Annotated in this window: 13 protein-coding genes; 6 read left to right on the top strand and 7 right to left on the bottom strand. The window is 43.8% G+C overall.

The genetic code is table 11. The features are described 5' to 3' along the window. Positions 1 to 163 precede the first annotated feature (163 nt). From DXA36_RS24805 to DXA36_RS24785, 5 genes are all read right to left on the bottom strand, one after another. A complete protein-coding gene (locus DXA36_RS24805; RefSeq protein WP_118682115.1) occupies positions 164 to 742 on the bottom strand; it encodes a DJ-1/PfpI family protein in 579 nt (192 codons plus the stop codon). Positions 743 to 831: 89 nt separating this feature from the next. After that, the gene (locus DXA36_RS24800; RefSeq protein WP_118682114.1) at positions 832 to 1,689 is read right to left on the bottom strand and encodes an AAA family ATPase; all 858 of its coding nucleotides are present in this window, start codon (positions 1,687 to 1,689) and stop codon (positions 832 to 834) included. Positions 1,690 to 1,782: 93 nt separating this feature from the next. Beyond that, positions 1,783 to 2,034, bottom strand: a complete 252-nt coding sequence (locus DXA36_RS24795) for a CD3324 family protein (protein ID WP_118682113.1) — start codon at positions 2,032 to 2,034, stop codon at positions 1,783 to 1,785. Beyond that, positions 2,024 to 3,049: a hypothetical protein gene (locus DXA36_RS24790; protein ID WP_147366650.1), complete on the bottom strand. Its 1,026-nt coding sequence runs from the start codon at positions 3,047 to 3,049 to the stop codon at positions 2,024 to 2,026. Before DXA36_RS24790 ends, DXA36_RS24795 begins: the two co-directional genes overlap by 11 nt. A gap of 172 nt (positions 3,050 to 3,221) precedes the next feature. Next, on the bottom strand, positions 3,222 to 3,845 hold the full coding sequence (locus DXA36_RS24785) for a nitroreductase family protein (protein WP_118682111.1): 624 nt from the start codon (positions 3,843 to 3,845) through the stop codon (positions 3,222 to 3,224). A gap of 230 nt (positions 3,846 to 4,075) precedes the next feature. Here DXA36_RS24785 and DXA36_RS24780 point away from each other — a divergent pair, with 230 nt between their 5' ends. From DXA36_RS24780 to DXA36_RS24760, 5 genes are all read left to right on the top strand, one after another. Continuing rightward, on the top strand, positions 4,076 to 4,738 hold the full coding sequence (locus DXA36_RS24780) for a hypothetical protein (protein ID WP_147366649.1): 663 nt from the start codon (positions 4,076 to 4,078) through the stop codon (positions 4,736 to 4,738). A gap of 17 nt (positions 4,739 to 4,755) precedes the next feature. Beyond that, on the top strand, positions 4,756 to 4,929 hold the full coding sequence (locus DXA36_RS24775; RefSeq protein WP_118682109.1) for a sensor histidine kinase: 174 nt from the start codon (positions 4,756 to 4,758) through the stop codon (positions 4,927 to 4,929). Next, complete coding sequence (locus DXA36_RS24770) at positions 4,908 to 5,267, top strand: sensor histidine kinase (RefSeq protein ID WP_118682108.1); 360 nt, start codon at positions 4,908 to 4,910, stop codon at positions 5,265 to 5,267. Before DXA36_RS24775 ends, DXA36_RS24770 begins: the two co-directional genes overlap by 22 nt. A gap of 156 nt (positions 5,268 to 5,423) precedes the next feature. Beyond that, a complete protein-coding gene (locus DXA36_RS24765; RefSeq protein ID WP_118682107.1) occupies positions 5,424 to 6,194 on the top strand; it encodes a GNAT family N-acetyltransferase in 771 nt (256 codons plus the stop codon). 102 nt (positions 6,195 to 6,296) lie between these two features. Then, positions 6,297 to 6,905: a methyltransferase domain-containing protein gene (locus DXA36_RS24760; protein WP_182479254.1), complete on the top strand. Its 609-nt coding sequence runs from the start codon at positions 6,297 to 6,299 to the stop codon at positions 6,903 to 6,905. A 14-nt stretch (positions 6,906 to 6,919) separates the two neighbouring features. On the opposite strand, the gene DXA36_RS24755 is transcribed toward DXA36_RS24760, so the two are convergent. Continuing rightward, a complete protein-coding gene (locus DXA36_RS24755) occupies positions 6,920 to 7,369 on the bottom strand; it encodes a GNAT family N-acetyltransferase (protein WP_118682105.1) in 450 nt (149 codons plus the stop codon). A gap of 201 nt (positions 7,370 to 7,570) precedes the next feature. Here DXA36_RS24755 and DXA36_RS24750 point away from each other — a divergent pair, with 201 nt between their 5' ends. Then, complete coding sequence (locus tag DXA36_RS24750; RefSeq protein ID WP_182479253.1) at positions 7,571 to 8,764, top strand: MFS transporter; 1,194 nt, start codon at positions 7,571 to 7,573, stop codon at positions 8,762 to 8,764. 47 nt (positions 8,765 to 8,811) lie between these two features. Here the strand turns inward: DXA36_RS24750 and DXA36_RS24745 are convergent, their stop codons facing one another. Then, positions 8,812 to 9,579 carry a class I SAM-dependent methyltransferase gene (locus tag DXA36_RS24745; protein ID WP_118682103.1) on the bottom strand — a complete coding sequence of 256 codons (768 nt, stop codon included), beginning with the start codon at positions 9,577 to 9,579 and terminating at the stop codon, positions 8,812 to 8,814. Between the last annotated feature and the right edge of the window lie 117 nt (positions 9,580 to 9,696).

The following is a 9,696-nucleotide window of genomic DNA, read 5'->3' as shown; positions in this document are numbered from 1 at the left end:
CGGATTAGGAACTTTCATCCATTAGCGACGTGCGCCGCCAGGCGCACACAAAAGAGGAAGGCGACGCATTATGCTTGGTCATCTTCCTCCTTTCCTGCCCTTTGGAGACGGCTATTTTGTTATCCGCTCTCTGTCTTGCGATCGTATGTATGGATGAATATTACTAGTATCCCATCGCTCCCTTCACAAGATTCATTTTCTCCGCCGAAGTGAGCATTTCCAATAATGCAAATGCAACAAAAGGCGCTGTCTGGGGACAATAGGAAGTAATAAGATTGCCGTCTTTTACCACAGGTTCATTTACTACATCCACCCCGAATTGTTCCAGTTCTTTCTGCTTGTACCCGCCCTTCAGATGGTACGTGGTCGCCCTCCTGCCCTTCAATACCCCGCTTTTTGCCAATGCAAAGGCCGCAACACACACCGTAGCAATAGGCTTTCTCATGGAATGGAAGCTTTGAATCAAGGCGCTGGTCTTTTCATGATAAGCCTCTTCATAGAATCCGTACTCCTCAAATCCGCCGGGTATTGCCAACGCATCATAATCTTTGGCGCATACCTCATCAATCAGAATATCCATGGTAACAGGCACCCCGAATGTACTGGTAACTACCTTCCGGAATCCACAGGTTTCCACACGGATATCACACTGGTAATCATCCCTTGCCCATCCGAAAACATCAATAAATACACTGAATTCCATTGTTTCAAAAGCTTTTGGGCACAACAGCAAAACCTTCATCTATAATATTCCCTGCCTCTCCTGCCTTTTCCCGGGAAAAGGCACATCCTCTCAGATATCTCTTTACGTTTCCTTCTCTGTTAACCGCCTTACTTAAATTCGTTCTCATGCTTTTTGAAGAATTCATAATATGCCCGGACATTCCCCAACTGGGTCCAGCGTTTTACATCCACCGGTTCCTCATCCAGGTCATATATTTTTGCATTTTTTATGGATAACAGAAATGGGGAATGGGTCGCAATCAGAAACTGGCATCCGAAAAACCGCGCCGAATCCCCGAGAAACTGCACCAGTTCCTGCTGCCGTTCAGGAGACAGGCTGTTTTCCGGTTCATCCAGCAGATAAAGGCCATTTTCTTTTATTTTTTCTAAAAAATAGAGGAATGCACTTTCCCCATTGGAATGCTCCCTCACATTGCCCATCAAATGTTTCCGTACATAGCGGGACTGCGTCTTGCTCCGGGCCATGTTGACTTTTTTCAGCTGTTCGTAATCTGCCAGGGAATTCATCCGAAAATCAGAATATTTCGTCTCCAGATAATCTTCAAAAAGATCTTCCCTTTTCTTATCAATTCCGTCATTGATGTTACGCAGGTTCAGAATGAAATCAAAGACATCATCACTGGTAATAATCCGGCTTTCAGCAGTAACTGTTTGTTCCAGCTCATAGGAACACATCCGTGTGTAATCCTCAAAAAAATTCGTCCGGTTGTACCGGGTATCTCTGTCCAGCTTCAGCTTTTCCGCAATCACATTCAGCACGGTTGTTTTTCCTGATCCATTTCCTCCATATAGAATGGTCACCGGCTCAAAATCCAGCATAACCAGCCGGTGTTTTGAAATGGTTTGAAAAGGATAATAGGTATCATAACAGGTTCTCTGCTGAGACATCAGGAAATCATATTCTGCCTCCACATGGGGAAAGGAAAATTGTGATAAATAAATCATAAGTATTGGCTCCCCCTATTTACAATTTCTGTATGCTATCTTACAACAGTTGGAAGGGTTTCACAATCGTCCGTTTTAACAGGAAGCCAAATTTTATACTATTTTATGGATAGCCTCAACAGACAGCCCATATTTTACCGCTAATTCTTCCGCCGAACACCCTTCTCTGTATTTTGCACGGATTTCTTCATTCCGCTGTTTATAATAGGTTCGTGCACCGGAAACCTCTCCCCAGGGCTTTTTGGTATCCGCACTGGGGACATAGAGAACACCGCCTGAAATGTACTGCTGCAGCTCCTGCAATAATTTATCCGGCAGAATATCCTGCGCATTTTTATATTTCATTTATAAATTCCTCATAGCTGTGATATTCCCGTATCCTGCCGCCGCCTTCGGTAATGATTCTTCTCATCTCCTGCTCCAGACGATTTGCGTTCTCCGAAAATAGCTGCAGCCGGGAAGCGTCAAAGTCCCGCATAAGCTCCATTTTAGGGAGCCCGAAATCTTCACAGACGCGGTTCAGTTCCTCCTGAAGCATAATCCCCCACATATAGGCTTTAGTGCTGTCCCCCGCTTTACAGTAACAGCGGATTCTGAGCCAGGTATAAGAAAGTTCGCAGTACCAGTCCGCCAGATCCTGAAAATTCTTTTCCTTCGGAATGCATGTGGACGGCCTTTCTAAAAAAGTCTGTACAAGGCAAATCAATTCATAACATTGCTTTTTCTGGTTTGCTTCGTCTTTTTCCTGTATCACTTCAAGATATCTCCGGGCAAACTGCTCCGGTACCCGTTCCATTTGGGAAAGCTCCTCCAGCTGTTCTGCCTGTGCCTTCTTAAAATAACGGCAATTGGAAAAAGCTACAGCCCTGGCGGTATAGTCCAGCACATAACCGGCTCCCAGCTTCACATCGCTGCCGCCGGCAAACAGCATATTCAGATAAATCTGCTTCGCCTGTTCCAGTGCCTGCAGGGCATTGGCACGCATAATAACCGGATTGGATAGATTCTCCGCCTGACGTCTCCGTAACGCTTCGAACCGTTCCCTGTCCTCCGGTGTCCTGGCATACAGGATCCCGGCATCCGCCAGGCAGGTGATATTATATTCATTTAACTCGGCAAATTGTTCCATCCGTTCCCATTCAATCCCCCAGATATCCATTCCCACACCATCATAAATAAAAGTGCGGGCAAACCGGCGGCCTCTGTCCGTTATGGGGATAAAATAACTCATAGACGGCCTCTCCTCATCCGGATCCAAAAGCAGTGTACTGTGGGAAACCACCAAAGCGATATCATCCCGGTATTTTTCTTTTACCGCCTTCAATACCCATTCCGTTACTGATTCATTCTTTTTTTCCATTCTGTTCTTCTCCTTTTTCGTTTCGGTTAACCTTGTGTTCATTATAGCAACGGAGGATATGCAGGGAAAAGGGAGGAAATGTTTTATACTGTTTTTTCCAAATACTTCGTATCCGTATGCCTGTTTCCCCTTCGCATTCTTACGGTCTGTGCAGTAAATGCACAGAATTGTCTTAACGGTTGCTATCTCCTCCATAAATATCATAAAAGGAGATCTCTTCGATTGACTTTGTTTCTTTCAGGCCCGGTTCTTCCTTCGGATAGCCGACCGGCAGTAAAAACAGGCAGGCGATGTCGGAAGGCAGCGCTAGAATACTTCCCGCCTTCTTGATGTCCAGCCAGCCTACGAAGCAGGCTGACAAACCATGGGAAACAGCTGTGAGGAACATATGCTCCGCAGGTATCAGCGGGGCAGCGTTTGCAAATAACATAGCGGCTTCCTTCCATTCCGGGTAATCCGTGATATAATCCAGCAAAGAATCTCCCCATCGCAAACGATCTACAGCCAATCCGAAATCATCCGGCGCAAGCTCCCTGAAATTCACAGGAAGCCTTGCACAGCAGGCAATGACAACAGGGGCGGATGCTATCCACATTTGTCCGCCTGCCGCTTCCGCCAACTCTGTTTTCACTCTTTTATCCCTTACAATTCCAAATATATGATTCTGTCCGTTTCCCCCCGAGGGAGCGGCCTGCGCCATTTGCAGCATTTCCTGAATAACATCGTCCGGGACTGGAATGTCCTCCTGAAATGATCGCACCGATCGTCTGCTTAAAATAGCTGTTTTAAGATCCATAATCCTTCCTTTCCATATGTTTTCATCTCATGAATTTTTTTACTCAAATTTCGAAGTTACCGAACGGCCTTCCGCCGGCTGTCTGCAAAGTTTGAGTTATCTTCTTTTAATTAGGGAATATGATAATATCTTGACAATAATCGTAATTACAGGTAAAGTCAATATAAATATCTATGGTACCGTACAGGCCATATCAGCCGGTACAAAAAGCTATCATCCAGGGGGACGGAATGAAAAAATCAACAGCAGTAATTATGGGAGTAATGGTATTGATCCTGGCAGCAGCCGGTCTTCTGCTTTCTACAGGGCATGCGTCGTCCAACCGACAGAAAAGAGAAGAAATTGCTGCTATTTTTGAGGTGTATCAGCAATATGGATTGACCTATAATAAAAAAGATGACAGGCTGTATTACAACAACGAACTTGTCCGTTATTTTGAGGATATCGTTAACGAAGATAACTATAAAGAATGGCCTCATAAGGATGGAAACGTCGATGTTTATGCGGTACGTAATGAATCGGGTAAGCTCGTCGGCGTGGAGCCATTCGACCAGCAGGCTTTTGCGGACAGAACCCCTTTGATGAAGGATTCCATATACGAACTGCAGATTACACAGAATATATCAAATAGTGTTGACGGCTACACAAAGGATATAGAAGAACAGGTAAAAAACAGCATCGAATCCGCATACGAGATCTATCAGCCGTATGGCTTAACCTATGACAGGGACAGCGACCGTCTATATTATGAAGGCGAACTCGTAGGGTACTTTGAAGATAAAGAATTGGCCCATACGTTTGGCCCGTTTGACGATAGTGAAATTATAATTTATGCGCTCAGGGATAAGCAGGGAAAACTGGAAGGGCTGGACGTGGAAGGTGATGTGAATTAAAGCAAAAGGATGCCGAAATGGCGGAGCTGCAGGCCACCTTCAATCCCCATTTTTTATACAATACCCTGGAAATGCTGCGCAACAAATGCTACAGCAACGGAGACACCGAAACCTCGGAATTGATCGCCAACCTGGCTTCCATTTTCCGAAGTTTTGTAGGTGATAAAACATTTGTCACCTTTCTGAAGTAGCTGGCATTCAGCAAGAAATTGATTTTGAAGGGTCCTTCCTGGATGAGGAAAATATCAGAATCCGGGTAAAAGATAACGGCTACGGAATGACGGAGGAAGAAGTCTCCGATTTGAATGATAAAATAGAACAGCCTATCCGGCACAGCAGGGAATATTTCGGGTTAAAAAACCTAAACCAGCGCCTGAAGCTGTTTTATGGCCCGTACTACGGGCTTCATATAGAAAGGAATGACTCCGGCGGGATCACGGTCACTATTAAAATACGGAAAATGACGGTGGAGGAATACGTGGAAAGCCACGTGCCGTTAATGGGAGGGGAGGCGAATCCTTTGGTTTAGGAGAAAGATAGACTAATAAGTTTTAAATCCGACCGCATTTTATAAATACAATATTATATCAGACAGACTATATAAACCATAGGATTTCTGCAAAGAATCCGGAAACATATAGCAGATAAACTAACAATTACCTTTTCATTCATAAGGAGAATCCAATTGCAGAAGATTCAAAAGAAAGATTATTTACGATACAGTGATTTATTTCATACCTATCGCTATAATCTTCCAGTCATATATTCTTCATTAGAAGGACAATATGACGGCGAATTATACGTGAATAATTATGAAAACCCCGATTATGCCATCTTGTTCACCCCATTTGATTTTCATTATGTTGCAGGGAATCCGGACACTCCCTATGCACCCGAAACTCTTAATCATCTTATTTTTGAAGATTATATCCTTACAAAATATAAGGAGGAAGCGGTTGTCTTCTGCCCATCCGGACAATGGCAGGATGTAATTTCTTCTGTCTTTAACAGGCATAGTGGGGTATATGATGTAAGAAAGATATTTACCTTAAACACGAATCATTTTATGGATAAGGGAAAAAATATCACGATACCGGAAGACGTTACCGTCCGCATTCTTTATGAACAGGACTTCCATTCGGCATGTCCTTACCCCGTAGCAAGAGTTTATAAAAATGGAATATGCGTAAGCTTCTGTTCCGGCTTTATGCTCGGGAAAAAACATGCGGAAATTGATATCAGTACCGTGGAATCAGAACAAAATAAGGGATATGGAAAAATCGCTGCGGCGGCATTGATTACAGAATTGCTGAAAAGGGATATTATACCGGATTGGTGTACCTGGCCCTATCGGGAAGTTTCGCAAATCCTTGCGAAAAAACTGGGGTTTGAGTCCCAGCCCGATGTAACTGCCAATATCTGGCTTAAACAAAATGAGCACGAGCACAATACATAGAGGATAAATACGCCTCCTCGAAGTTAACCTTCGTACAAAGAGATTATGCTGCTGTTCTTTCAGCAGATACGGAGGAACTACATTACAAACGGAGGTCATACAATGAACATACCTTTTTGGGAAGACTCCTACAAAGATGACGGTGTATCCACATTTGGTATACATCCCAATGCCACAATAAATGAATTTCAACATCTGTTCAACAAATCGTGGTCTGTTTTAGATGTGGGATGCGGAGACGGCAAGAACGCATTATACCTGTCCGGACTTGGTTATACAAATGTTGAGGCTTTTGACTTGTCAGAGAACGCAATTGCCAGACTGAACCGCCAGGCTGCCGCTAAAAACCTACAGGTTTCAGCCTGGACCCAGGACTTAACAAAGTTTACATTTGCCAAACGCTATGATCTTATCATGTCCTTTGGTACGCTGCATTTCGTAAAAAAAGAAGATTGGAAAAATTTCCTGCTTAACGCTAAAGAAAACACCAAGGAACATGGGATACATATCATTCAGCTATTCACAAATGTGTTGCCTGCATCACCTGATATAGCACCTTTTGCAGTCGGACTTGCAGAGGATGAGGAAATTAAAGAACTATACGCGGACTGGAACATCCTCCAATTTAAGTCTTATACCTTTGAAGATGAACACCCCGGCGTTCCCCGGCATTATCATGCTTCTAATAAAATAGTCGCACAAAAGAAATAACAGCGGATCCCGCACTACTGCGGGATCTGGCGTTTTAATAATTGCATTTGATAATGGATTTCCGATTCTCCAGCCACCTGAAAACCCAAACGCCGAAACAGACTGATTGCCGGATTATCCTTAAATACCTGAAGCTCTATCGTCGGATATGTACAGGATTCAATAATAACAGTGAGCAATTGCGTCCCGATTCCTTTATTTCTGTATTTCGGTGAAAGACAGATGTTTTCTATTTCATAGGTACCTTCGCCGGTACTCCAGTTTATCATTCCTATTTTAACACCGTCGGCAACTATTATTTTCATACTATCTTTTGCCCGTTCAATAAAAGTGTTAAAATAATCCACCTGCTTTTCTTCATTCCAGCCCCATATCCGGGAGACATATGACAAACAGGACTCCTTTTTTAAATCATAGACAAATCCATAATCCTCCGGTGTATATTCCCGGGTGCCAATCTCCATCTGAACCGTCTCCTTTCTCCTTTTTGCGATCCTTAACCTGTAACACAGGAAGGCAAAACCGGTTCCGGTTATCCGTATATTCTAAGCCTGCTTCCCTGAACTGTCAAGACAAGATAATTTAATTTCAGCGCTTGCGCATTTCGAACATACGTGCTATTATATACAGAACACATGTTTGTTTTTTATGAAGAGGGGCAGGAAATGAAGGGGCGCAGAATAAACAGAGAGTTTATCGGCTTTACTTTTATATCGGGATTCATTTCCTTTGGCTATAATGTGGTTATGACCGTTATTCCTCTGAGAATGGTAGATCACGGACTCAGCTACAGCAAAATAGGAAGCGCCATGTCTGCGGTTGCTATAGGTTTGATGGTCATAAAACTCATGATCGGATATCTTTCCGACCTTCTTGGAACAAAGAAATTCATCCTTTGTTCTCTGGCCGGCCTGGGTGCAGTCTGTATCCTTCTGGCAAAAGCGGATGAGCTATTAACATTTACGGTATTGATGGCGGCTCTGGGGATTTTTCGGGGAATCTTCCTTGCCGTAAACGGTTCCTATGTAATGGAAATGGCAGACGGCAGAGGATATGGAAAAATATACGGAGCCGTACAGAGCATATCTTCCCTTCTGGCAAGCATCGGCGGTATGATATCAGGACTTTTATACCAGTTCAGGGAAGGGGCTTTCGCCCTTTACCTATGCAGCTTTTTGCTGATAGCCGCAACCATCTGGGCTGCCGCCGGGCTTAAGAACAAAGAATGTATCCGCAGGGAACGGCTTCCCATTCTGCATATATTCAAATCCATCAATAAAAGGATCCTGATTTTCTGTCTCCTGATTTTTATCCAGTCCTTTGTGGCAGGTCCCATGTGGAACTTTATCATACCTATGTACTGCTATAATGTATTGCTTTTCTCACCTGCCAAGCTGGGAATCCTCATGTCCATGGATGAACTCATCAGCGCTCCGACCTATATGCTGGCCGGACGCGCGGTAGATAAGGTGAATGTGGTAAAATTCAACGTCCTGTTCCTGCTGGTGACTGCGTTGGGCGGGCTGCTGCTCATAAAGTCTCCCTCTCCCGCTGTGTTCATGACCATATTTCTGCTATGCAGTGTTTCCGTTTCCTGTACCTTCGTCGGTATCCCCAAAGAACGGATCGGTTTTATCAGAAAAGAACAAAAAGGGTTTGAGCTTGCACTCATATCCGTATGCGGAAGCCTGGGGGATTCTCTCGGAAACAATGTTCTTGGAAGGGTCGCGGAAACATACACGATTGACCAATGTATGTATATCTTTTCCGCTTCCTATGTAGCTATGGCTCTCCTGGCAGCCATCCCGCTTTTATTTTCCGCTTCACACTTTGCTTCGCCAAAGCAGGAAAACGGCTAAGAGACGGCTTGGGACATATCCATATACCAATCAGGCTGCCTGCCATACTATACTCCCACCACTGGTTTTTTTGCCAGATATAATGCAATTGTATCATTCAGTATTATTTTATTTCCGGCCTTTACTACCGCCTCATGTACCCCGTTATAAAAGTTGGATTTATAAGGCTCTTTTAAAGTGATATGTTCCACCATGGAACCGGCAAGATATTCCACATACTCATCCGCATTATAAATTCTGGTCTGCTTCCAGTCCCGGTAATGATAATCTGTAAAACCATAGTTCACAACATTATCATATTCCAGACTGCACGTATATCTGGTCTCCACATGGAAGTGCTCGTCATACACCTTCTGTATTTCATCATATAACGTTCCATTCGGCGTTCTCTCATCCGTACGGGTCATAAACATGGCTAATGTCCCACCGTTCTTCAACAGGTGAAATATCTTTGGAAATCCTATTTCTTCCGGTATCCACTGGATCGTGGCAGCGGAGAATACCAGGTCAAATTTCCGTCCGCCAAAATCATAGGTTTCAAAATCATCGTTCACGATATGAAAATTTTCATAGCAGCCAAACTTCTTTTTCGTAAATTCCGCAAAGTTTTCACCCAGCTCAATCGCCAGATAATCACAGCCCGTTTTTAAGAAAGGCTCCGTAGCCTGCCCGGTTCCCGGACCAATTTCAAGTACCGATTTCCCAGCTTGTATCGCCGCATACTCAATGATGTCTTTAAAAAGTTCGTCACAATAACGGGGCCGCCATTTGTCAAACTGTTCCGGAATGCTGTCGAATGTTTTTCTGAAATCCATCTTTGTCACCTCATACAATTTAAACGCCAGTTTTCAGTTGCATTTCTATAACAACAAGTATAAGATATGAGTACCTAAATATCCATACTTTTATACGGGCAAAATGGAAGAATTTCC

The sequence above is a fragment of the Eisenbergiella sp. OF01-20 genome (assembly GCF_003478085.1).
Classification (GTDB): Bacteria; Bacillota; Clostridia; order Lachnospirales; family Lachnospiraceae; genus Eisenbergiella.
This window is presented reverse-complemented; position numbering and strand designations above follow the sequence as displayed.